Here is a 20,227-nt window from a genome sequence, read left to right on the forward strand (position 1 = left end):
AATGGATCTGCGCCGCCGGATGAATTCCCCTCGTTTCCGGTCTGGATTGTTTGTCACGATCTGCGCGGTTGGCGTACAGGCGGTCTCCGCCGCCCTTGCCGCCTGTCCCATCGAGCTCGCCGTCTATGGCGATCCTGAGAACGCCGCCGAGATCGATTTCAGGCCGACCGGCGAGTCGGCTGCCGTCAGCAACACCTTCAAGATGGTGCTCGACAACGGCGTCGTGCTCGACGGCATCGTCATGTGGACCGAGGGCGTGGCGCGGCCGCATGGCTCGCTGATGTACAAATGCCCGGCCGGCGACGTCACCGGCGACGAGCTCGCCGCCTGCACCGTGTGGGAGGGCGTCATCTACACTGCCGACGACCAAGGCAATATCGCGTTGCTGCCGGGCGAAGGAAAGGATGCGCCGAAGAAGCTGATCCTTCCCGACTTGGGAGCGTCGTTGCAGATGTCGGCGGCTTATGGCGCCAACGGCTTTTCCAAGGTGCCCTGGGACGTCTTTGCCCTGAAAGGATGTCAGGAATGAGCGCGAGCGGAAAAATCCTGCTGGTGACCGGCGGCAGCCGTGGCATCGGCGCCGCTACATGCAGGCTTGCCGCCAAGGCCGGCTATCGCATTGCGGTCAATTACGTGTCGAATGCAAAAGCAGCCGAAACGGTGGTCGCCGACATCGAAGCCGCTGGCGGAGAAGCCTTCGCTGTCAAGGGCGATGTCGCCAGCGAGACGGACGTGTTGGCCATGTTCGAGGCTGTCGATGCCCGTTTCGGTCGGCTCGACGCGCTCGTCAACAATGCCGGCGTGGTCGACCAGAGCGCGCGCGTCGACGAGCTGAGCGCTGCAAGGCTGGAGCGCATGATGCGCATCAATGTGATCGCACCGATGCTTTGCGCCCGCGAGGCGGTGAAGCGCATGTCGACCAGGCATGGCGGCAAGGGCGGCGCGATCGTCAATGTTTCTTCGATCGCGGCAAGGCTTGGCGGGCCGGCTCAATATGTCGACTACGCCGCCTCGAAGGGCGCGCTCGATTCCTTCACCATCGGGCTTGCCCGCGAAGTGGCCGGCGAAGGCATTCGTGTCAATGCGGTCAGCCCGGGCATCATCGACACAGAAATTCATGCCTCCGGCGGGCAGCCGGATCGCGCCGAGAGAATGCGCAAGGTGGTGCCCATGCAGCGCGTCGGCACCGCCGAGGAAGTCGCAGCCGCAATTCTCTGGCTGCTGTCGGACGAGGCGTCCTACACAACAGGCGCCAATCTGGAAATCGGCGGCGGCCGCTAAAGCAAAAGGGACAGTATTATGGCCTATGACGTCGTTATCATCGGATCGGGACCAGGCGGCTATGTCTGCGCCATCAAGGCGGCGCAGCTCGGTCTGAAGACGGCGGTGGTCGAAAAGAACCCGACCTTCGGCGGTACCTGCCTCAACATCGGCTGCATCCCGTCGAAGGCGCTGCTGCATGCGTCCGAGATGTTTGCCGAGGCCGGCCATTCCTTCGATGCGCTCGGCGTCGAGATCGGCGCGCCCAAGCTCAACCTTGGGAAGATGATGGCGCACAAGGATGCGACGGTGACGGCCAACGTCAATGGCGTCGCCTTCCTGTTCAAGAAGAACAAGATCGACAGTTTTCGTGGCACCGGCAAGGTGGTTGCGGCCGGCAAGGTGTCGGTGACCTCCGATGACGGCAAGATCGAGGAGATCGAGACCAAGAACATCGTCATCGCCACCGGCTCCGACGTCGCCGGCATTCCCGGCGTCAAGGTCGATTTCGACGAGAAGGTGATCATCTCGTCGACCGGCGCGCTGTCGCTGGACAAGGTGCCGGGCCATCTGGTGGTGGTCGGCGGCGGTGTCATCGGTCTAGAGCTCGGCTCGGTATGGGCGCGGCTCGGCGCCAAGGTCACCGTGGTCGAGTTCCTCGACACCATCCTGGGCGGCATGGATGGCGAGGTCTCCAAACAGTTCCAGCGCATGCTGTCGAAGCAGGGCTTTGAGTTCAGGCTGGGCGCCAAGGTGACCGGCGTCGCCAAGGCCAAGAAGGGGGCGACCGTCACCTTCGAGCCGGTCAAAGGCGGAGCGGCCGAGACGATCGAGGCGGACGCGGTGCTGATTGCGACGGGACGACGGGCCTATTCGGACGCTCTCGGGCTGAAGGAGGCCGGCGTCGACGTCGATGAGCGCGGCCGGGTCAAGACCGACGGTCATCTCAGGACCAACGTGCCTGGCATCTACGCCATCGGCGATGTCATCGCCGGGCCGATGCTTGCCCACAAGGCCGAAGACGAGGGCGTGGCGGTGGCCGAAACCATCGCCGGCCAGGCCGGTCATGTGAACTATGACGTGATTCCGAGCGTCGTCTACACCACGCCGGAAATCGCCTCGGTCGGCAAGACCGAAGAAGAATTGAAGAAGGCCGGCATCGACTACAAGGCCGGAAAATTTCCGTTCAGCGCCAACGGCCGGGCGCGCGCCATGCTGCACACCGACGGCTTTGTGAAAATCCTGGCCGACAAGGCCAGTGACCGTGTGCTCGGCGTCCACATCGTCGGCTTCGGCGCCGGCGAGATGATCCACGAGGCGGCCGTGCTGATGGAGTTTGGCGGCTCGTCGGAAGACCTAGCCCGCACCTGTCACGCCCATCCGACAATGTCGGAGGCGGTAAAGGAGGCGGCATTGGCGACGTTCTTCAAGCCGATCCATATCTGAGCAAACGCGGAGAATCGCAAACCTTGGAGATTGGCTGAAACATCTGCGATTGCTCCCAAAAACAAAACGGCCCGCCTTTCAGCGGGCCGTTCATATATTAAGTCGGCAGTCTGATCACTGAGGGGCCGGTGCTGGTGCCGGCGCAGGTGCTGGTGCCGGGGCTGGCGCAGGGGCCGGAGCGGGTGCAGGTTCTGCCGGAGCCGGAGCCGGAGCGGGTGTTGCCGGAGCTGGCGCAGGAGCCGGTTCGGCCGGCTTCATCGGCTCGGCGGGTGCAGGCGCCGGGGCCGGTGTGCTGGCTGCGGGCGGTTCGGCAGGCGCAGGTGCCTCGCTACGTCTTCCAAAAACATAATAGGCGACAATTGCCAGGATAACGACGACCAGGGCAATCAGCCAGCCGCTGCCGCCGCCGCGTGGCCGTGCGGTGCCCGGCGAGGTGAATGGGTCGTTCGGATTGGGTGTGTTCGCCATAAAAGTGTCCTCCGTGGATGAAAAACATCAAGTAATAGCCATCAACGTACAATCGTTGAATCGGTTTCACATTAGGCGTTGAAAACGCCGAAAACAGGGCAATTCTGATCCGGAATCGCTTGCAGGCATGCATTTCCACCGCAAAATGGGTTCGATCGAGCCAAACCGAACCTTTTTCAGTTTCTTGGCACGAAGCGCGGCTGGTCCGCCGTCGCGCCACGAGTAAGGACTGACCCCGCCTTGGCAATGATTCGGTGTGCAACTCCGCCGTGTTGTTCAGTTGACGGCGGTCACCGTATAGCCAGTCTTGCGGAAACCCTCGACCAAGCCTTGCGCGCCGGGAAGGTGCATGGCGCCGACCGCCATGAAGACATTGCCGTGGGCGAGGATCGGCGCTGCCCGATCGACCATCACCTTGTTGCGGCTGGTGATCATGGTCTGCTCGAATTCGGCGTAACCCGATTGGTCGTCGACCTGTTCGGGGATGACGGCCCGAAACAGCGGTACGTACATGCCAGTGTCGCCACGCCGGTAAAGCACGATCATGGTTTCGTTGACGTCGTTCACCTTGTCGCCAAGCTTCAGCGTATCGACCAGCCCCTTCAGGTGAAAGGCGATCGGCAGCGAAGCCATGGCATGCAGCTGGTCGGCGATTGTCTCCAGCCCCTCGACCGATTTGCCCGAAGCCTCGGCGTCCTTGGCAAGCTTGACGTCGAGCACCGGCGCACCGCCAGCCTGGCGGGCGACTTCGCATGCAGGCAGCGCCACCGTCGCCGACAGCAACCAGGGCTTCATCTTGGCGACGGTCGCTGGCGGGATGCCACGCGCATCGAGCGCCTTGTCGACCACCGCCGCATCCTCCGGCGACAGCAGCGACGAAAGCGTCGTCTTGTCGGTGAACATCATCAGATCCGGCTCTTTCAGCAGTGTGGCCATCACCTTCTGCTTGTCGAGCACTTCGGTGGTCTCGATGACGACGGTGCCAGCCGCATCGAATGCCTTCTGCGCGGCGGGCGGCAGCGTGGTGACGCGCGGGTCGGTAACGTGCATGGTGCCGAACAGGAAAGACGGTTTTTCGCCTGATTTTTCGAGCTTCCACAGCAGGCCCTTGCCGTTCGGCGTCGCTGCCGCGTCTGCCTCGATCTTGCGGTAGGCAGCCGGGTCGTCCTTTTGCAGCGCGCTCAGCATATCGCTACCGGCGCAGGCCGGGGTCTCGGCGCGTGCCTTGCCCGCGGCGAGCAGCGCGATGATGAGGAAGGAGAGGAAAAACAGGGCGTTGAGCGCGACAAGCAGCTTCAGCGACATATGGGTCGCGCGGTCGGCGATGGCGATGAGGCGTTTCATGTTGCGGTTCTAGGCGCAAAAAGCGGCAAAACGGTTAACCGGCGCATCCAAATTGTTGCGAGATGGCCACCGATATATGCATCGATCACGCGCGCGGATGGGCTGCTTCGTAAATCTCGAGCAGCCTGGCGGTGTCGACGCCGGTGTATATCTGGGTCGTCGACAGGCTGGCATGGCCGAGCAACTCCTGGATGGTGCGCAGGTCGCCGCCGCGCCCTAGCAGGTGCGTGGCGAAGGAATGGCGCAACGCATGCGGCGTCGCTGTGTCGGGCAGGTTGAGCGCCGAGCGCAGCTTGGCCATGTCGCGCTGGACGATTGCCGGGTTCAGCGGGCCGCCGCGGGCACCGCGAAACAGCAAGCCCTTGGGATCGAGATGATAGGGACACAAGCGGCGGTATTCGGCAATCGCGCGCAGCGCCACCGGCAGCACCGGCACCAGCCGCGTCTTGCCACCCTTGCCGGTGACGCGCAGCACGGTCTCACCAGGTGAGGACAGATCGGCGCCCGACAGGCCGAGCGCCTCGGAAATGCGCAAGCCGGACCCATAGAGCAGGGTCAGCACGGCGGCGTTGCGCGCGGCGATCCACGGCTCCTCCGCCAGCTGGCCTTCCACCGAGACGACGTGTTTTGCATCGCCTGCGGTCAGTGGCTTGGGCAGCGATTTCGGCTGCCGCGGCGCGCGTAAGGCTGCCGCACCTGCCGCATTGGCGAGGCCGCGCCGCTCCAGGAAACGCAGCAGCGAGCGGATGCCAGCCAGCCCGCGTCCGAGCGTGCGGGCGCCGGCGCCCTCGGCACGGCGGGCAGCGAGAAAGCCGCGCAGATCGGCGGGGCGCAGATCGGCGATGTCGGAGATGCCGGGCGAGCCGCCGCAATGGCCGGTCAGGAAATGCAGGAACTGGCGCGTGTCGCGTTCATAAGCCTCGACGGTTTCGGGCGACAGCCGGCGTTCTCGCGCCAGCATCTTCAGCCAGGCCTCGCGCGCCGCCTGAAGATCGGGTTTCGCCGGTATGAGGAATTCCTGCATTGCGATCTTCCAGTTCCGTTCTTCCAGTTCTGGGCCATCTTCCGGCACGCGGGTTAGGAAGCGGTGAAGAGCGGCGTCATTGAAATGACGACGGGCTGGGGTTAGAGCAAGGCAAAGGATTTTCCGCAGATGAGCAAGCCGCAAAACCCCGTCCAGATGGCCGTGATCGGTGCCGCGCACGGCATCAAGGGCGAATTGCGCGTCAAGAGCTTTACCGGCGACCCACTGGCACTGGCCGATTACGGTCCGCTCTACACCAGGGATGGCCGCGCCTTCCAGATCGTCGACATCAGGCCTGCCAACACCGTGGTGGTGGTGCGGTTCAAAGGCGTCAACGATCGCAATGCCGCCGAGGCGCTTGCCGGCACCGAATTGTTCGTCGACCGTTCGGTGTTGCCGGATGAGGGCGAAGAGGATGAATTCTACCATGCCGACCTCGTCGGACTGGAGGTCAAGGATGACACCGGTGCGGTCATCGGCAAGGTCGTCGCCGTGCATAATTTCGGTGGCGGCGACATTCTCGACGTGACGCTTGCCGGGCGCAAAGGCGTGCTCATCCCGTTCACGCAGGCCGCTGTTCCAGACGTGTCGATCGCCGGCGGCTTTGTCCGTGTTGATCCAGCCGCCGCAGGGTTGGTCGAGGACGAGGACGGCGAGCCTGCCGGTGACGACGGTTTCGACCCGAAGGGCAGGCCGCGCGGGCCGAGGGACGCCGGAGGCAACCGGTGAGTTTTTCGGCTTCGGTGCTGACGCTCTATCCCGAGATGTTTCCCGGCGCGCTCGGCCTGTCGCTGGCCGGCCGCGCGCTCGAGACCGGCATTTGGTCGCTCGAAACGATCCAGATCCGCGACTTTGCCAGCGATCGTCACCGTACCGTCGATGACACACCGGCCGGCGGCGGCGCCGGCATGGTGATGCGGGCAGACGTGCTGGCCCGTGCCATCGACCATGCCTCGCCGCCCGGCGATCCGCGTCCGCGCCTGCTGATGAGCCCGCGCGGCAAGCCGCTGATGCAGCGCCGTGTGCGCGAGCTCGCCGGCGGGCCGGGTGCGGTGATCGTCTGCGGCCGCTTCGAAGGCGTCGACCAGCGGGTCATCGAATCGCGGGGGCTGGAAGAAGTCTCGATCGGCGATTTCATCCTGTCCGGCGGCGAGCCGGCGGCACTCGTGCTGCTCGACGCCGTGGTGCGCCTGCTGCCCGGCGTCATGGGCAATGCGGTATCGGGCGACGAAGAGAGCTTTGAGAACGGCCTGCTCGAACATCCGCATTATACGCGGCCGCAGGAGTTCGAGGGCCGACCGATTCCCGAAGTGCTGATTTCGGGCAATCACAGGAAGATCGCGGCCTGGCGGCGGGCCGAAGCGGAGAGGCTGACGAAAGAGCGAAGGCCCGATCTTTTAGCCGCTCAGCCCTTGTCGAAATAGTAAAAAGCCAGGAACAGGCCGACGGCGATGACGAAGCCGCGCACCGCGTTCTGCGGCACGCGCCTGGCGATCCAGACGCCGGCATAGCCGCCGAGCGCGCCACCCGGGATCATGATGATCGCCTGCAACCAGGCGATGACGCCGCCCGAGACGAAGACCAGGATAGCTATCGCCGCGATGACCACGGCCAGCATGTTCTTCAGCGCGTTCAGCCGGTGATAGTCGCCGGACTGGGTGAGACCGAGCGTCGCCAGCATCATGACGCCCATGCCGGCGCCGAAGAAGCCGCCATAGACGGCGGTGGCGAACTGCGCCAGCGACCCGACCAGCGAACCCACCGCGGCCTCATGCTCCGGCTTGGGCGCCGGCTTCAGCCATGGCCCGGCAGCGAACAATGCGGTTGCCGCCAGCAGCAGCCACGGCACCAAGGCGCGGAACGACGGGTTATCGAGCCCTAAAAGGATAAGCGCGCCAGACAGCGCACCGAGACCCGAAATGAGGCTGAGCAGCAGTGCGCCGCGCCAGAAATGCTTGATGTCGTGCCAATAGGCGAGCGTCGAGGTGATGTAGCCAGGAAACTGCGTCACCGACGATGTCGCATTGGCGACGATCGGCGGCAGGCCGGCCAGGGTCATGGCGCCAAAGGTTATGAACGTGCCGCCGCCGGCAACGGCGTTGACCGCGCCTGACAGAAAGCCGGCGAGAAAGAGCAGGACCGCGTCCAAGATTGGCATGAGGGGTGTCGTCGCTGGAGGAAAATGCTTATCTTCCGGCTTAGAAAGCTTGACGCGCGGGCGCAACCCCCTGGACCACAAGCGATCATAGGATTGCCACAGCGGGCGCCAGCCAAAAAGAAACAGCGCCAAAAAAGAAACGGCGAAGACGTGACAAAGCGCCGAAATAGCTGTATGTGCGCGCCGAACCGGAAGAAAATTTGCCAAGAGCGATCTTCTGGCCCGTCAACAATGACGGTGTAGTCGCCCCTGCCCGATGTTCTCGAACAGACGTTCCCGAACGAAGGGCATAGCCGAGCGGTCGATGCGACCGCAAGGCGAGTGTCGGACGCTCTGACTGTCGGAAGAACAAGAAGTGGATTTATGAGATGGATATCCTCCGTCAGCTCGAGGCCGAGCAGGCCGCCAAGATCGAAGCCAAGCGCAAGCTCCCCGAATTCCAGCCCGGCGACACCGTGCGCGTCCAGGTCCGCGTGACCGAAGGCACCCGCACCCGCGTCCAGGCCTATGAGGGCGTCGTCATCGCCCGCGCCGGCGCCGGCTTCCAGGAAAACTTTACCGTCCGCAAGATCTCCTACGGCGAAGGCGTGGAGCGTGTGTTCCCGGTCTATTCGCCAATGGTCGAGGGCGTCGAGATCGTGCGCCGCGGCAAGGTGCGTCGCGCCAAGCTGTACTATTTGCGTGACCGTCGCGGCAAGTCGGCCCGCATTTCGGAAAACACCGGCGTGCGCGCCCGCAAGCTCAACGACGAAGAGCGCGATGCGCTGAACGCCGAGAAGGCGCGCATCGAGGCCGAGAAAGTGGCCGCCGCCCAGGCGCTGGCCGCCGAGAAGGCCGCGCAGGACGCCGCCGAGAAGAAGGCCGCCGACGAGGCCGCCAAGGCCGCGGAAGCAGCTGCCGCCGAATAAGGCTCTTCAAGAACGTACTTTCGGAAAGGCGGCTTCGGCCGCCTTTTTGTTTCGCGAGGTGGAGCCGATTTGCCGGGCCGCCTCGGTCCGCTATCGAAACGGATCGTTCCGTAATGCCGCCGTCGAAAGCATTGGAATCCATTTTCGTGCCGAACGCCGCATCGGAGCGGCTTGCAAGGCGCCTGCGGAAAGCTAAAGTCGGCGCCGGATTTTCCTGCATGCCTCGGCCGATCGAGGCGGTTCAGTTCCTGGGGAGCATCGTCATGATCAATTCGAAACTGCTGCTGGCCGGCCTGCTGGCTTGCCTTCTCGTGCCTGTCGCGGCTCTGGCGCAAGCGCTGCCCGACCTCGGCGGCAAGAAAGTGGTGGTGGTGACTGAAAATGCCTATCCGCCGCTGCAGTTCATCGATGCCAAGACCGGCAAGCAGATCGGCTGGGAATATGACGCGATGAACGAGATCGCCAAGCGGTTGAATTTCAAGGTCGAGTACCAGAATACCTCCTGGGACGCGATGATCCAGGCGGTTTCCGACAACCAGTACAACATCGGCATGACCGGCATCACCATCAAGGACGACCGCAAGCAGAAGGTCGACTTCTCCGACCCCTATATGCGTTCGGAGCAGTTCATGCTGGTGCGCGGCGACGAGAAGCGCTTCAGCGATGCCAAGACGTTCGCCGCCTTCAAGGACGGGCTGATCGGCGCGCAGGCCGGCACCACGCCGTTCTACACCGCCGTCTACAGCGTGCTCGACGGCAACGAGCAGAACCCGCGCATCAAGCTGTTCGAGACATTCGGCGCGACGGTGCAGGCGCTGAAGGCCGGCGACGTCGACGTCGTGCTCACCGACGGCACTGCCGGCAAGGGCTATGTCGATGCGTCCAATGGCGGCCTGAAGCTGATCGGCGGCCCGCTCGGCACCGAGGATTTCGGCTTCATCTTCCCCAAGGGCTCCGACCTGGTGAAGCCGGTCAACGCGGCAATCGCCGCGCTCAAGGCGGACGGCACGCTCGACGCGCTCAACAAGAAGTGGTTCCTTGATTACAAGATGGGGCAGTAGTCTCCATTGCTACGTGCGATGCGCGATGATCGTGTGCTGAAATTCGCACGAATTTCGTTTCTTCCCACCCCCCTCTGTCCTGCCGGACATCTCCCCCGCAAGGGGGGAGATTGGCAGCTTTGGTCTCACCGCACATTCTGCAACGTTGGGGGTTGGCGAAAGCAGGCGCGACAGCCGATCTCCCCCCTTGCGGGGGAGATGGCCGGCAGGCCAGAGGGGGGTGTGACAGAACGCTGCCTTCGTGACACTGTCACCGGTACCGCTTGATGCCGTCGGCGCCCCCAGCCACCGCCAAATCCGACTTCCCCTGGTGGCTTGCCGTGGCCGTGGCGATCGCCTTGGCCGCCGCTATCTTCATCGCTGCCAGCGACCTCTATGCCCAGGTCTTCACAACCGTCGCCAAGGGCATCGGCGTCACCATCTTCGTCACTGTGGTCGCCTTCGCGCTGGCTTGCGCGATCGGGCTCGGCGTCGCGCTGATGGGCCTGTCGGACTCACGCTGGCTCAGCCAGATCGCCCGCTTCTATGTCGAGATCATCCGCGGCGTGCCGATGCTGGTGCTGTTGTTCTGGATCGCCTTTGCCGGCGCGCCGGCCTTCGTCGCGGCATGGAACGCGCTGACGGCGCCGCTGCAAAGCGCCGGCCTCTTCGGTGAGCTGCTGGTACGCGACGTGTCGCTTTTATGGCGCGCCGTCATGGCGCTGACCATCGGCTATTCCGCCTTCATCTCGGAGGTGTTCCGCGCCGGTATCCAGGCGGTCGAGAAGGGCCAGATCGAGGCGGCGAAGGCGCTCGGGCTGACGCGCACGCAGCGCTTCCGGCTCGTCATCTTTCCGCAGGCGATCCGCACCATCCTGCCGCCGCTCGGCAATGATTTCGTCGCCATGGTCAAGGATTCCTCGCTGGTCTCGGTGCTCGGCGTCGCCGACATCACCCAGATGGGCAAGATCTACGCCGCCGGCTCGTTCCGCTTCTTCGAAACCTATTCCATCGTCGCCTATATCTATCTCATGCTGACCGTCGGCTTGTCGCTGGTCCTGCGGGCGCTGGAGAAGCGGCTGCGCCACCAGAATGGGTAATAGAAGGCAGGCGAAATCGGCGCTACCATCGAGCGGACCGGGGAGGACCCATGATCATCGACAAGGCCAATGCGGCGCTGGAAGCGGTTTACACGGCCGACACGCCTGAGGCGCTCGCCAAGGCCTATGCGCAATGGGCCGCGACCTATGACGGCGAAACCGCGGCGCTCGGCTATCTCCTGCCGTTCCTGATCACCGCCTGGGTGGCGCGCCACGTGCCGCCGGGCGAAGGGCCGCTCCTCGACGCCGGCTGCGGCACCGGCCTGTCGGGGCCGTCGCTCAAGGCGCTCGGCTACCACGATATTGCCGGGCTCGACCTGTCGCAGGGCATGCTGAAAATCGCCGGCAGCCGGCAGGCCTACAGCGAGCTGAAACAGGCGATGCTCGGCGGGCCATTGCCCTGGCCGGACGGGTATTTCCGCGCCTTCTTCTCGACCGGCGTGTTCACCATCAGCCACGCGCCGGCGTCGGCCCTGCATGAACTGGTACGCATCACCAGGAAGGGCGGCCACGCCATCTTCACGGTCCGTGACCAGGTGTTTGAAAGCGGCGGGTTCAAGGCTGTGCTTGGCGAACTGGAGCAGGCGAAAAAATGGCGGCCGGTCGAGGAGAGCCCATGGTTCCGCTGCTATGCGATCGCCGAGCCCGACGCGCTGGTGAAAACGTTTGTGTTCGAGGTAATTTGAGTAAGCTTGGCGGTTGCTCCTCGCCCCCGCAAAGCGGGGGAGAGGTGGCCCGGCGAAGCCGGGACGGAGAGGGGGACCACATCCGCGAAGCCAGAACCCGGTGAGGAATCGGGCGAGAGACCGGCCATATGCGAAATCTGCCAAAATGCTCCAACGCCGCGATGGCCCCTCTCCGTCCCGGCTTCGCCGGGCCACCTCTCCCCACTCCGTGGGGCGAGGAACCCAGGTTTCGCGCCACGCACCCGCCGATTGCTGAAAAGCCAAAACTTTGATATGAGCAACGCCATGGAAGAGCTTTTTGGCGATCCGGCCTATAAAGGTTTCGTGCTGCAGGACAGAAAACGCCTGCCGTCGCGATTTTCCGCGCGCGTCTGCGGGGCGCTGACCAGCCGACTTAGCTAGGGCGGACTCGCCAGGCTGTTTCGCCGGGCCGACCGGCGTCCTTTTCCCTTTTTAAATCGACGGATTTACGCAAATGAGCGCACCGCGCACCCTCTATGACAAGATTTTCGACGACCATGTCGTCGACCGCCAGGACGACGGCACCTGCCTGCTCTATATCGACCGCCATCTGGTCCACGAAGTCACCAGCCCGCAGGCTTTCGAAGGCCTGCGCATGACCGGCCGCAAGGTTCGGCATCCGGAAAAGACGCTGGCCGTGGTCGACCACAATGTGTCGACCTCGCCGGAACGCAAGTTCGGCATCAAGAACGAGGAAAGCCGCATTCAGGTCGAGGCACTGGCCAAGAACGCCAAGGATTTCGGTATCGAATATTATTCCGAGAAGGATATCCGCCAGGGCATCGTCCACATCATCGGTCCCGAGCAGGGCTTTACGCTGCCCGGCATGACCATCGTCTGCGGCGACAGCCACACCTCGACGCATGGCGCGTTCGGGGCGCTGGCGCATGGCATCGGCACCTCGGAAGTCGAGCATGTGCTGGCGACGCAGACGCTGATCCAGCGCAAGGCCAAGAACATGCTGGTGCGCGTCGACGGCGCACTGCCGGAAGGCGTCACCGCCAAGGACATCATCCTCGCCATCATCGGTGAGATCGGCACGGCCGGCGGCACCGGCTATGTTATCGAATATGCCGGCGAGGCGATCCGCGCGCTGTCGATGGAAGGCCGCATGACGATCTGCAACATGTCGATCGAAGCCGGCGCGCGCGCCGGCCTGATCGCGCCCGACGAGACCACCTTCGCCTATGTCAAGGACAAGCCGCGCGCCCCCAAGGGCGAAGCCTGGGACGCCGCGCTCGCCTATTGGAAGACGCTGCAGTCCGACGAAGGCGCGCATTTCGACAAGGTGGTCGTGCTCGACGCGGCAAAACTGCCGCCGATCGTCTCCTGGGGCTCCTCGCCCGAGGACGTGGTCTCGGTGCAAGGCATCGTGCCGAACCCGGACGATATAACCGACGAGAACAAGCGCACGTCCAAGCAACGCGCACTCGATTATATGGGCCTGAAGCCGGGCACCAAGATCACCGATATCGAACTCGATCGCGTCTTCATCGGCTCCTGCACCAATGGCCGCATCGAGGATCTGCGCGCCGCCGCCAAGGTGATCGAGGGCAAGAAGGTCAACCCGCGGGTCAGTGCGATGATCGTGCCGGGCTCCGGTCTGGTCAAGGAACAGGCCGAGGCCGAAGGCCTAGACAAGATCTTTGTCGCCGCCGGCTTCGACTGGCGTGAGCCGGGCTGCTCGATGTGCCTTGCCATGAACGACGACCGGCTGAAGCCGCATGAGCGCTGCGCCTCGACCTCGAACCGCAATTTCGAAGGGCGCCAAGGCTTCAAGGGCCGCACGCATCTGGTATCGCCGGCAATGGCGGCGGCGGCAGCGATTGCCGGCCATTTCGTCGACATCCGCGAGTGGAAATAGGGCAGGGGCTCTCGCGCAGTTAGATATGAGGTGCCCGAGCCGCAATGCGGTTCGGGCATTCTTCAGCCGGGCCGCCTGACGAATTCGTGGAATCCCTCACGGCGGCCGGGTTGATCCTTTGCGACGACCAGCGCCAGTTCGCGCTCGTCGAAGAGTTTGAACCATTCGTCCCATTCGACCAGTTCATAGCCGCCGGCATTGACTGGGCGTTCGGCCTCATCCTGGTCCTGGTAGGCATGCTGGCCGAAGACCAGCCTCAGCATGGGCTGCGTTCCGGCTTCGGGCGACACGTCGACGATCGCCGGAAAGCCGGCGCGCGCCGCGGCCCATGAGCGAATTGCATCGTGATCGGTCAGCATGATCGTGTCGGCCATCGGAGCGTCTCCTGGTTGCCGTCGTGAAACGCCGCTCGCCGTTCGCGGTTCCGCCCAGCGGCCTTGTCGACGCACCCGTCGTATATTCGCTTTCGCTTAACCGCTTGTTTGGGCTTCCGCTCTAACGTCTCCTGAGGGAAGCGAGGGGAAATTACAGCGCTTGGACACCGGACTGCTCATAGCGCTGCTCAATCCAGCTATCGCCCTCACACTCGGCACGGCATTTCTCGTGCTGTGGTTCCATCAGCGTCACCGTCCCTATCTGGCTGTGCTGGCGGCGGGCTACTCGGCTTCGGCCGCAGGCTTCCTGCTCCAGTATTTCACGCTGCCGGTCGGTATGGCGCCCACCAAGCTCATCTCGATCCTGTGCTTCACCTTTGCCACCTGCTGTCTCGCCGGCGCGGACATTGCGCGCTACGGGCGGCGCGTGCCTTACCCGGCGGTCGGCATTCTGGCCTGCGGCGGACTGGCCGCGTTCTCGTGGTTTCTTTTTGCCCGGCCGGATCTCACCTGGCGCATCCTTGCAATCAATTTCAGCTTCGGGGGCATCAGCCTGGTTGTCGCCGCCGAGTTGCGCGTGGTGCGCAACAACGGCCCGACGGAAATGATCTTGTTCGTGCTGTCGCTGCTTTCCGGCCTGAACTTCCTGGCGCGGACCCTTGCCGTCGTCATCGCGCATGGGCCGTTCACCAGCTATGAAGGGCTTTACACCTCGTCCTACTGGACGACGGCGCTGCTGTCGCATGCATTGCTGTCGCTGCTTATTGCACTTTGCCTGTTCGGCGCCGCCGCGCTGGATGTGATGAAGGCCCTGAAGACCGAAACCCTGACAGACCCGCTGTCGGGGCTGCTCAACCGCCGCGGTTTCGAAGAGCGTGCCACGGTGGTCCTGCAGCACTGTGCCACGGCGCGGTTGCCGGTTACGCTGGTGCTGGCCGATCTCGATCATTTCAAGGCACTCAACGATCAGCATGGTCACGCGGCCGGCGATCGTGTCATCGCTGACTTCGCCGCCAAGCTTCTATCGGCTGCAGGTACGGGTGGCGTTGCCGGCCGCATCGGCGGCGAGGAGTTTGCCGTGCTTTTGCCGCTCAGCGACCTTGGCGCGGCGAGACTGTTTGCCGAAACCATTCGCACGCTCTATTCGGCGGGCAGAATCGACGGGCTTCCGCCCGAGACAAGGGTGACCGCGAGCTTCGGCGTGGCCGCCCGCACTAGCGACGAAGGGCTGGACCCGCTGATGCGCCGTGCCGACGAAGCACTCTACAAAGCCAAGAGGAATGGCCGCGACAGCGTGTGCCTGTCCTATCAGCGGCCTGAAACAGTCGTCCTTCCCAATCGGACCAGTGCTGGCTGAGCGTCAGCGGCGCCGTCGAATTAACGTCTTTTTCGCGCCTCGGTGATTTGCTGTTCGGCGGGGAGTGCCAAAAACGCCATGGGCAGCGCTAATTTCATCCTGGTGATCAACCTGTTCGTTGCCGGGCTGCTGGCGGCGGCCTTCATGACGATCGCGGTCTATGACGCCGGCCGGGTGTCGGCGCGCTGGCTGGCGTTCGGCTATGTGCTCGGCATGGCTTATTTCGCGATCGAGTTCAGCATTCCTGCCTTCGACAATGCGCGTCCCGTGGTTGTCGCCGCCTTTGCCGCCTTCCTCGGCGCTACCGTCGCCTTCAATGGCGGGCTTGCCCATAAATACCGCGTTTCGCCGCCTTGGCCGCCGATGCTGTTCTTCCTGGTCTTCGCCACCCTCGCGGTCTACTTCGTCCAGGACCTGCCACGCCAATCCTTTGTGCGAATGGCGGCCTACCAGCTTCCCTATGCGGCCATGCAATTCACCGGGCTGGCGATCGTCTTGTCGTCCAGGCAAAGACGCGAGCGGCTCGACTATATGCTGATGGCTGTCCTGGCGGCCAGCACCTTGCAGTTCGCCAGCAAACCCTTCATCGCCCATGCGCTCGGCGGCTGGGGTGCCAACCCGCAATCTTATGCGCAGACCAGTTACGCGTTGGTGTCGCAGTCGATCGGCACCGTGTTCGGCCTGGCGCTTGCGCTGGTGACGCTGGCTATCCTGGTCCGCGACGTGCTCGCCGAGGCGACGTCGAAGTCGGAAACCGATACGCTTTCACGGCTGCTCAACCGTGGCGGCTTCGAGCGCCATGCCGAGATCGCACTGCGCGACGCCATGCGGCGGGCCGTTCCAGCGGCACTGGTCATTGCCGATCTCGACCATTTCAAGCGCATCAACGATACTTACGGCCACGCGTCCGGCGATCGGGTCATCGAGACCTTTGCCGGTTTTCTCCGCGATGCCGCGGCCGACCATCATGTTGCCGGCCGCATCGGCGGCGAGGAATTCGCTATTTTCCTGCCAGGGACCAATCTAGCCGCCGCCCGGCTCTTTGCCGAGGGTACGCGTAGCGCCTTCGGTGCCACGCCGATCGACTGCCTGCCCGCGGATCACCGCTGCAGCGCCAGTTTCGGCGTTGCCGAGCTTGGTCCGGGCGAAAGCTTTTCCGACCTGCTGCGGCGCGCCGACAAAGCGCTCTATCAGGCGAAGGGCAGCGGCCGCGATTGTGTGCGTGTCTCGGTGGGGTCGGCTGTTGCCCAGCCGGCAGCGGTGGCAAAAGGCGGCGTGGCCGTCAGCGGCAGGGGCTGAGCTCCGGCATTTCGCCGTCGGAGAGGCCGTACATATAGCTGCGGCCCTTGACGAAAACCGGCGGCCTGTAGCAGTCGCCGCCGCGGACATCGTCCGATTCGTTTTCGTAGATCACGTCGGGCTGGCCGGCGCTGGTGTAGGCGGACAATTCCTTGGCGAGCTTGCCCTCGCCGACGAGGATACGCTTGTAGCCGGCGGCGCTTTCGATGACGAGATTGCCGAAGGAATCGGCATAGACGCGGTCGTGGTGACGCGTCCCGGCGAGTGCTGGTGCGGCGATGCCGAGGGCGAGCGCCGCCAATAGGAACCAGGGAAGGCGCGATCCTGCTGAATTCGAATGCATGGCGTGCTGCTCCTTTGCTGAGAGGCAAGCCTCCTCGAATCAGAAATTAACCTTTTATTAACCTTTGTTAAGAGGGCAACGGCAGCCGGGGCGAGGTCTCGGAAAACATGGTTAATTTCGAGCACCCACCGGCCATCATTCGGCCATGCCGTGTTCCCACCATCGCCGGCATCGAGCGCGACTCAAAAAGCATGAAAATCCGGGGGCTTGCCGGAGCATCGCGGCGGGTTCGATGCGCGGGAGAAAAGCAGCATGAGATTACGCCGCACGTTTCGGATGGCGCTGGCCATTCCGCCGCTGCTAACCGCCGCCGCCTGCGCGCCGCAGACCAGCGCGCCCAAGCTCGGCAATACGCCCGCCGCTTCCGTGTCGCTTGCTCCCGCCGCTAGCGAACCGACGGCACGGCAGCCGCGCACTGCAACCTACAAATGCGCCGACGGTAGCGTGATGACCATCGAGAACCTCGGCACGTCGGTGCGCGTCCTCGGCCCCGACGGCACCAGCGCCGAGCTGCCGGCCTCACCGACCAATCAGACAAGCCGCTACGGCGAGGCGCATGACGCAATCGTGATCGATGGGCGTGATGCGCTGGTGATGAAGGGCGGTGCATCACCGCTGGCCTGCAAGCGCTGATCCGCCCCTTGCGCCAGCCATATTTTTGCAGTGCAGCGACATTGTGCCGGCTCAAGGCAACAGCCCTAATCGATTGAAGCTGAAAGCCTCGCTTTCGTCAGACTAAATTACGTTTTCGAAACGGTTTTCCGGCTTTGACGCGGTGCAAAAAGAGCATTAGAAACCGGCTGTCCGAAGTCGCAACCGGAAGCGGCAATGCCGCATTTCCACCTGAGGCTCCAGAGACGCCGAACTGGGGGAGCCATGAGCAAATCACCAGCCACCCGCGAATTTGCCAGACGCGAACGGCCGCTTTCGCCGCATTTGACCGTCTATCGGCCGCCGATCACCATGACGATGTCGATCGTCCACCGCATCACCGGCGGGGCGCTCTATTTCGGCACGCTGCTGGTCGCCCTGTGGCTGATGGCGGCGGCGAGCTCGGAGGCGACCTTCAATGCTGTCAACTGGGCCTTCGGCTCGTGGCTGGGACGGCTGGTGCTGTTCGGCTACAGCTGGGCGCTGATGCACCACATGCTGGGCGGTGTGCGCCATCTTATCTGGGACACTGGGGCAGGGCTGGAAAAGCATACGGCCTCGAGGATCGCCTGGGCGACGCTGGCCGGCTCGGTCACGCTGACGCTGCTGATCTGGATTGCCGGCTACATGGCGCGGGGAGCCTGACATGAACGGCAAGAACACCGACATGCGCACGCCGCTGGCCAAGGTCCGCGGCCTCGGTTCCGCCCGCGAGGGTACCGGCCATTTCTGGCGCCAGCGGCTGACGGCCATCTCCAATATCCCGCTGGTCCTGTTCTTCGTCGGCTTCCTGATCGCACTCAACGGCGCCAGCTATCTCGAGGTGCGCGCCGCACTTGCCAATCCGTTCGTGGCACTGGTGCTGGCGCTGGTGTTGTTGTCGGTGCTCTACCACATGCGGCTCGGCATGCAGGCAATCATCGAAGACTATGTGCACGGCGAAGGCGCCAGGCTGGCGCTGCTCGCCCTCAACACATTCTTTCCCGTAGTCGTCGGCGTCGCCTCGGTCTTCGCCCTGCTTAAACTGGCATTTGGAGGCTGAGTTTTGGCCAAGGACGCTAAGAACGCCAACACGGCTTCCGCCTATAGCTATGTCGACCACAAATTCGACGTCGTGGTCGTCGGCGCCGGCGGCGCCGGCCTGCGCGCCACGCTCGGCATGGCCGAACAGGGCCTGCGCACCGCCTGCATCACCAAGGTGTTCCCGACGCGCTCGCATACGGTGGCGGCGCAGGGCGGCATTGCCGCCTCGCTCGCCAATATGGGGCCAGACAACTGGCAGTGGCATCTCTTCGACACGGTCAAGGGCTCGGATTGGCTGGGCGACACCGACGCGCAGGAATACATGGTGCGCGAGGCGCCGGCGGCGGTCTACGAGCTCGAGCATTACGGCGTTCCCTTCAGCCGCACCGAGGACGGGAAAATCTACCAGCGGCCGTTCGGCGGCATGATGATGAATTTCGGCGAGGGGCCGCCAGTGCAGCGCACCTGTGCGGCCGCCGACCGCACCGGCCACGCCATGCTGCACACGCTCTACGGCCAGTCGCTGAAGCACAATGCGCAGTTCTTCATCGAGTATTTCGCGCTCGACCTGATCATGGAGCCGGACGGAACCTGCACCGGCGTCGTCGCCTGGAACCTCGACGACGGCACCATCCATCGTTTTTCGGCCAAGATGGTGGTGCTGGCGACAGGCGGCTATGGCCGCGCCTATTTCTCGGCCACTTCGGCGCATACCTGCACCGGCGATGGCGGCGGCATGGCCGCACGCGCAGGCCTGCCGCTGCAGGACATGGAGTTCGTGCAGTTCCACCCGACCGGCATCTACGGCGCCGGCTGCCTGATCACCGAGGGCGCGCGCGGCGAGGGCGGCTATCTCGTCAATTCCGAGGGCGAGCGCTTCATGGAGCGTTACGCGCCGTCAGCCAAGGACCTGGCTTCCCGAGACGTGGTCTCGCGCTGTATGACGCTGGAGATCCGCGAGGGCCGCGGCGTCGGCCCGAAGAAGGATCACATCTTCCTGCATCTCGACCATCTCGACCCGGCCGTTCTGCACGAGAGGCTTCCCGGTATCTCGGAATCGGCAAAGATCTTTGCCGGCGTCGACCTGACCAAGGAACCGATACCGGTGCTGCCGACGGTCCACTACAATATGGGCGGCGTGCCGACCAACTACTGGGGCGAGGTGCTGAACCCGACGGCGTCGAATCCGGACCAGGTGTCACCCGGGCTGATGGCGGTCGGCGAGGCCGGCTGCGCCTCGGTGCACGGCGCCAACCGGCTGGGCTCCAACTCGCTGATCGACCTGGTGGTGTTCGGCCGCGCGGCGGCGATCCGGGCCGGCCAGGTGATCGACCGCACCTCGGCGATCCCATCGCCCAACGAGGCTTCGGTCGAAAAGATCATGGATCGCTTCGACCGGCTGCGTCACGCCAACGGCTCGACGCCGACAGCGGTTTTGCGCGAAAAGATGCAGAAGGCGATGCAGGAGGACGCAGCGGTGTTCCGCACCCAGGAATCGCTGCAAAGCGGCTGCAGGCGCATTTCGCAGCTGTGGGGCGAGCTCAAGGACGTGAAAGTGTTCGATCGCTCGATGATCTGGAACTCCGATCTGGTCGAGACGCTGGAGCTGGAAAACCTGATGGCCAACGCCATCACCACCGTCTACGGCGCCGAGGCGCGCAAGGAAAGCCGCGGCGCGCACGCGCGGGAGGACTTTTCGGCCCGCGACGACGCCAATTGGCGCAAGCACACGCTGGCCCGGCTCAACGAGGCCGGCGAGGTGGCGCTCACCTATCGGCCGGTGCACACCGAGACGCTGCTCAAGGAGGCAGACGGCGGCATCAACCCGGCCAAGATCGCGCCAAAGGCCAGGGTGTATTGA

The 20,227-nt window shown here is 64.0% G+C and carries 22 protein-coding genes; 17 read left to right on the plus strand and 5 right to left on the minus strand.

All coding sequences use genetic code 11. The annotated features are described in order from the left end of the window. The first annotated feature begins 19 nt into the window (after window positions 1–19). The 3 genes from NKJ46_RS23650 to lpdA are packed head-to-tail and all read left to right on the plus strand — an operon-like array spanning window position 20 to window position 2,706. Window positions 20–529, plus strand: a complete 510-nt coding sequence (locus tag NKJ46_RS23650; RefSeq protein ID WP_352668114.1) for a hypothetical protein — start codon at window positions 20–22, stop codon at window positions 527–529. Continuing rightward, window positions 526–1,281 (plus strand): SDR family oxidoreductase, encoded by a 756-nt coding sequence (locus tag NKJ46_RS23655; RefSeq protein ID WP_352668057.1) that lies wholly within the window; start codon window positions 526–528, stop codon window positions 1,279–1,281. Before NKJ46_RS23650 ends, NKJ46_RS23655 begins: the two co-directional genes overlap by 4 nt. A gap of 18 nt (window positions 1,282–1,299) precedes the next feature. Continuing rightward, window positions 1,300–2,706 carry a dihydrolipoyl dehydrogenase gene (gene lpdA, locus NKJ46_RS23660; protein ID WP_352668058.1) on the plus strand — a complete coding sequence of 469 codons (1,407 nt, stop codon included), beginning with the start codon at window positions 1,300–1,302 and terminating at the stop codon, window positions 2,704–2,706. Window positions 2,707–3,450: 744 nt separating this feature from the next. Here the strand turns inward: lpdA and NKJ46_RS23665 are convergent. After that, complete coding sequence (locus NKJ46_RS23665) at window positions 3,451–4,518, minus strand: TraB/GumN family protein (RefSeq protein ID WP_352668060.1); 1,068 nt, start codon at window positions 4,516–4,518, stop codon at window positions 3,451–3,453. Between the two features lie 85 nt (window positions 4,519–4,603). After that, window positions 4,604–5,542, minus strand: a complete 939-nt coding sequence (locus NKJ46_RS23670) for a tyrosine recombinase XerC (protein WP_352668062.1) — start codon at window positions 5,540–5,542, stop codon at window positions 4,604–4,606. A 129-nt stretch (window positions 5,543–5,671) separates the two neighbouring features. On the opposite strand from NKJ46_RS23670, the gene rimM reads away from it, so the two are divergent. Both rimM and trmD read left to right on the plus strand, forming a co-directional pair. Beyond that, entirely contained in the window at window positions 5,672–6,271 is a 600-nt protein-coding gene (rimM, locus tag NKJ46_RS23675; RefSeq protein ID WP_352668063.1) for a ribosome maturation factor RimM, read from the plus strand. Next, window positions 6,268–6,966, plus strand: coding sequence for a tRNA (guanosine(37)-N1)-methyltransferase TrmD (trmD, locus tag NKJ46_RS23680; RefSeq protein WP_352668066.1), 699 nt, complete (start codon window positions 6,268–6,270; stop codon window positions 6,964–6,966). Before rimM ends, trmD begins: the two co-directional genes overlap by 4 nt. Here trmD and NKJ46_RS23685 read toward each other — a convergent pair. After that, the gene (locus NKJ46_RS23685; RefSeq protein ID WP_352668068.1) at window positions 6,948–7,700 is read right to left on the minus strand and encodes a sulfite exporter TauE/SafE family protein; all 753 of its coding nucleotides are present in this window, start codon (window positions 7,698–7,700) and stop codon (window positions 6,948–6,950) included. The two genes, trmD and NKJ46_RS23685, sit on opposite strands and share 19 nt — an antisense overlap. A gap of 368 nt (window positions 7,701–8,068) precedes the next feature. Between NKJ46_RS23685 and rplS the strand changes: the two genes are divergently transcribed. The 6 genes from rplS to leuC all read left to right on the plus strand — a co-directional run bounded on the left by rplS (window position 8,069) and on the right by leuC (window position 13,319). Further along, window positions 8,069–8,608, plus strand: coding sequence for a 50S ribosomal protein L19 (rplS, locus tag NKJ46_RS23690; protein WP_254817835.1), 540 nt, complete (start codon window positions 8,069–8,071; stop codon window positions 8,606–8,608). A 263-nt stretch (window positions 8,609–8,871) separates the two neighbouring features. Further along, window positions 8,872–9,669: a transporter substrate-binding domain-containing protein gene (locus NKJ46_RS23695; protein ID WP_352468079.1), complete on the plus strand. Its 798-nt coding sequence runs from the start codon at window positions 8,872–8,874 to the stop codon at window positions 9,667–9,669. A 266-nt stretch (window positions 9,670–9,935) separates the two neighbouring features. Continuing rightward, window positions 9,936–10,748 (plus strand): amino acid ABC transporter permease, encoded by an 813-nt coding sequence (locus NKJ46_RS23700; protein WP_352668070.1) that lies wholly within the window; start codon window positions 9,936–9,938, stop codon window positions 10,746–10,748. Window positions 10,749–10,798: 50 nt separating this feature from the next. Continuing rightward, window positions 10,799–11,434, plus strand: coding sequence for a class I SAM-dependent DNA methyltransferase (locus NKJ46_RS23705; RefSeq protein WP_352668073.1), 636 nt, complete (start codon window positions 10,799–10,801; stop codon window positions 11,432–11,434). Between the two features lie 249 nt (window positions 11,435–11,683). Continuing rightward, entirely contained in the window at window positions 11,684–11,836 is a 153-nt protein-coding gene (locus NKJ46_RS23710) for a hypothetical protein (RefSeq protein ID WP_352668119.1), read from the plus strand. Between the two features lie 73 nt (window positions 11,837–11,909). Further along, window positions 11,910–13,319: a 3-isopropylmalate dehydratase large subunit gene (gene leuC / locus NKJ46_RS23715; RefSeq protein WP_352493165.1), complete on the plus strand. Its 1,410-nt coding sequence runs from the start codon at window positions 11,910–11,912 to the stop codon at window positions 13,317–13,319. A 62-nt stretch (window positions 13,320–13,381) separates the two neighbouring features. Here the strand turns inward: leuC and NKJ46_RS23720 are convergent, their stop codons facing one another. Further along, entirely contained in the window at window positions 13,382–13,693 is a 312-nt protein-coding gene (locus NKJ46_RS23720) for a hypothetical protein (protein WP_352493166.1), read from the minus strand. Window positions 13,694–13,853: 160 nt separating this feature from the next. Here NKJ46_RS23720 and NKJ46_RS23725 point away from each other — a divergent pair, with 160 nt between their 5' ends. Further along, on the plus strand, window positions 13,854–15,050 hold the full coding sequence (locus tag NKJ46_RS23725) for a GGDEF domain-containing protein (RefSeq protein WP_352668075.1): 1,197 nt from the start codon (window positions 13,854–13,856) through the stop codon (window positions 15,048–15,050). A gap of 78 nt (window positions 15,051–15,128) precedes the next feature. Next, window positions 15,129–16,349, plus strand: a complete 1,221-nt coding sequence (locus NKJ46_RS23730) for a GGDEF domain-containing protein (RefSeq protein ID WP_352668077.1) — start codon at window positions 15,129–15,131, stop codon at window positions 16,347–16,349. Here NKJ46_RS23730 and NKJ46_RS23735 read toward each other — a convergent pair. Next, a complete protein-coding gene (locus tag NKJ46_RS23735) occupies window positions 16,333–16,692 on the minus strand; it encodes a hypothetical protein (RefSeq protein WP_352668080.1) in 360 nt (119 codons plus the stop codon). The genes NKJ46_RS23730 and NKJ46_RS23735 overlap by 17 nt on opposite strands. Before the next feature lie 252 nt (window positions 16,693–16,944). On the opposite strand from NKJ46_RS23735, the gene NKJ46_RS23740 reads away from it, so the two are divergent. The 4 genes from NKJ46_RS23740 (at window position 16,945) to sdhA (ending at window position 20,227) form a co-directional block, all read left to right on the plus strand. Then, on the plus strand, window positions 16,945–17,325 hold the full coding sequence (locus NKJ46_RS23740; RefSeq protein WP_352668082.1) for an RAD23 family protein: 381 nt from the start codon (window positions 16,945–16,947) through the stop codon (window positions 17,323–17,325). Between the two features lie 243 nt (window positions 17,326–17,568). Beyond that, complete coding sequence (sdhC, locus tag NKJ46_RS23745) at window positions 17,569–17,988, plus strand: succinate dehydrogenase, cytochrome b556 subunit (RefSeq protein ID WP_292663224.1); 420 nt, start codon at window positions 17,569–17,571, stop codon at window positions 17,986–17,988. A 1-nt stretch (window position 17,989) separates the two neighbouring features. Then, the gene (gene sdhD / locus NKJ46_RS23750; RefSeq protein WP_352468070.1) at window positions 17,990–18,385 is read left to right on the plus strand and encodes a succinate dehydrogenase, hydrophobic membrane anchor protein; all 396 of its coding nucleotides are present in this window, start codon (window positions 17,990–17,992) and stop codon (window positions 18,383–18,385) included. Between the two features lie 3 nt (window positions 18,386–18,388). Then, window positions 18,389–20,227 carry a succinate dehydrogenase flavoprotein subunit gene (gene sdhA / locus NKJ46_RS23755; protein WP_352668083.1) on the plus strand — a complete coding sequence of 613 codons (1,839 nt, stop codon included), beginning with the start codon at window positions 18,389–18,391 and terminating at the stop codon, window positions 20,225–20,227.

Origin of the sequence: Mesorhizobium sp. M0166, assembly GCF_040322255.1 — a bacterium.
Taxonomy (GTDB): domain Bacteria; phylum Pseudomonadota; class Alphaproteobacteria; order Rhizobiales; family Rhizobiaceae; genus Mesorhizobium.

Coding starts and splice junctions, on each gene's coding strand:
- lpdA (WP_352668058.1), top strand. CDS start 1,300: ATGGCCTATGACGTCGTTATCATCGGATCGGGACCAGGCGGCTATGTC.
- NKJ46_RS23685 (WP_352668068.1), bottom strand. CDS start 7,700: ATGCCAATCTTGGACGCGGTCCTGCTCTTTCTCGCCGGCTTTCTGTCA.
- sdhC (WP_292663224.1), top strand. CDS start 17,569: ATGAGCAAATCACCAGCCACCCGCGAATTTGCCAGACGCGAACGGCCG.
- NKJ46_RS23695 (WP_352468079.1), top strand. CDS start 8,872: ATGATCAATTCGAAACTGCTGCTGGCCGGCCTGCTGGCTTGCCTTCTC.
- NKJ46_RS23720 (WP_352493166.1), bottom strand. CDS start 13,693: ATGGCCGACACGATCATGCTGACCGATCACGATGCAATTCGCTCATGG.
- NKJ46_RS23655 (WP_352668057.1), top strand. CDS start 526: ATGAGCGCGAGCGGAAAAATCCTGCTGGTGACCGGCGGCAGCCGTGGC.
- NKJ46_RS23650 (WP_352668114.1), top strand. CDS start 20: ATGAATTCCCCTCGTTTCCGGTCTGGATTGTTTGTCACGATCTGCGCG.
- NKJ46_RS23730 (WP_352668077.1), top strand. CDS start 15,129: ATGGGCAGCGCTAATTTCATCCTGGTGATCAACCTGTTCGTTGCCGGG.
- rplS (WP_254817835.1), top strand. CDS start 8,069: ATGGATATCCTCCGTCAGCTCGAGGCCGAGCAGGCCGCCAAGATCGAA.
- NKJ46_RS23740 (WP_352668082.1), top strand. CDS start 16,945: ATGAGATTACGCCGCACGTTTCGGATGGCGCTGGCCATTCCGCCGCTG.
- NKJ46_RS23705 (WP_352668073.1), top strand. CDS start 10,799: ATGATCATCGACAAGGCCAATGCGGCGCTGGAAGCGGTTTACACGGCC.
- sdhD (WP_352468070.1), top strand. CDS start 17,990: ATGAACGGCAAGAACACCGACATGCGCACGCCGCTGGCCAAGGTCCGC.
- NKJ46_RS23735 (WP_352668080.1), bottom strand. CDS start 16,692: ATGCATTCGAATTCAGCAGGATCGCGCCTTCCCTGGTTCCTATTGGCG.
- leuC (WP_352493165.1), top strand. CDS start 11,910: ATGAGCGCACCGCGCACCCTCTATGACAAGATTTTCGACGACCATGTC.
- NKJ46_RS23665 (WP_352668060.1), bottom strand. CDS start 4,518: ATGAAACGCCTCATCGCCATCGCCGACCGCGCGACCCATATGTCGCTG.
- rimM (WP_352668063.1), top strand. CDS start 5,672: ATGAGCAAGCCGCAAAACCCCGTCCAGATGGCCGTGATCGGTGCCGCG.
- NKJ46_RS23700 (WP_352668070.1), top strand. CDS start 9,936: ATGCCGTCGGCGCCCCCAGCCACCGCCAAATCCGACTTCCCCTGGTGG.
- NKJ46_RS23670 (WP_352668062.1), bottom strand. CDS start 5,542: ATGCAGGAATTCCTCATACCGGCGAAACCCGATCTTCAGGCGGCGCGC.